Genomic DNA, 1,134 nt, shown 5'->3' with positions numbered 1-1,134 from the left:
CCCCTGCCCGCCTTCCCCGCCCACCTGCATGCCGCTGCGGCCCAGATCCGCCTGGCCTGCTTCGACGTGGACGGCACCCTCACCGACGGTCGGCTGTACTACGACAAGGACGGCAACGAGAGCAAGGCGTACTTCGTGCAGGACGGCCTGGGCCTGAAACTGCTGCAGCAGCACGGCATCCATCCCGTGCTGATCACCGCGCGCAACAGCCAGTCCGCGCTCAAGCGCGGCGCCGACCTCGGCATCGATACCCAGATCGCCGTGGGCGACAAGCTGGCCAGCGTGCAGGCGCTGTGTGCGCAGCACGGCATCGGCCTGGAACAGGTGGCGTTCATGGGCGATGACCTGCCCGACCTGGCGCCGCTGGGTGCGGTCGGCCTGGCCGTGGCCCCGGCCAACGCCCACCCGTGGATCGCCGAGCGCGTGCACTGGCAGACCCGCGCCGATGGCGGCCGTGGCGCAGCCCGTGAGCTGTGCGACATCCTGCTGGCCGCTCAGGGCCGCGTGGATGCGGTGCTGGCGAGGTTCGGCGCATGAACCTGCCCACCTTGAACTGGCGCACCCTGCTCGGCATCGGCCTGCTGCTGGCGGCACTGCTCAGCAGCTGGGCGGCGCTGCGCAACCGCGACAAGGGCCCGGCCAGTGCCGGCCAGGAGGTCGGCGTGGATTACATCCTGCATGACTTCCAGATTGTCGCCCTGGATGAGCACGGCAAGGAATCGACCACCCTGCGCGCACCGCTGCTGGAACGCCAGCGCGGCGACCAGACCATCAACATCGCCACCCCGCTGTTCGAGATGCCGGACAAGGATGGCAAGCACTGGACCCTGCGTGCCGAGACCGGCTGGCTCAGCGCCAAGGGCGACGAGATGAAGCTGCGCGGCAATGTCGCCGGCGACAGCCCGGCGGGCCCGGGCGTGGTGCCGACCACCTTCCGCACCGACCACCTGGACGTGTTCCCGAAGGAGAACCGTGCCCGCACCGATGCGCTGGTCACCATGACCCGCCCGGGCATGGAACAGTCCGGCGTCGGCTTTGAGGTGGATTCGAAGAACAACACGTATCATTTCCTCAGCCAGTCCAAGGGCCGCTACACGCCCAAACGCTGATTCCGCCGCCAGCCCGCGACGTCTC

The 1,134-nt window shown here is 69.0% G+C and carries 2 protein-coding genes; both read left to right on the top strand.

The genetic code is table 11. The features are described 5' to 3' along the window. The coding region (locus QRO91_RS22430) for a KdsC family phosphatase (protein WP_404830279.1) at positions 1-537 on the top strand (537 nt) is incomplete at its 5' end. Continuing rightward, complete coding sequence (lptC, locus tag QRO91_RS22425; RefSeq protein ID WP_049427482.1) at positions 534-1,109, top strand: LPS export ABC transporter periplasmic protein LptC; 576 nt, start codon at positions 534-536, stop codon at positions 1,107-1,109. The genes QRO91_RS22430 and lptC, both read left to right, overlap by 4 nt. Positions 1,110-1,134: the final 25 nt, after the last annotated feature.

The organism is Stenotrophomonas maltophilia group sp. Smal32, from assembly GCF_030237085.1.
In the GTDB taxonomy this organism is placed as follows: Bacteria; Pseudomonadota; Gammaproteobacteria; order Xanthomonadales; family Xanthomonadaceae; genus Stenotrophomonas; species Stenotrophomonas maltophilia_Q.
Note: the sequence above shows the minus strand (reverse complement) of the source record. Positions and strands in the feature narration are given on the sequence as shown.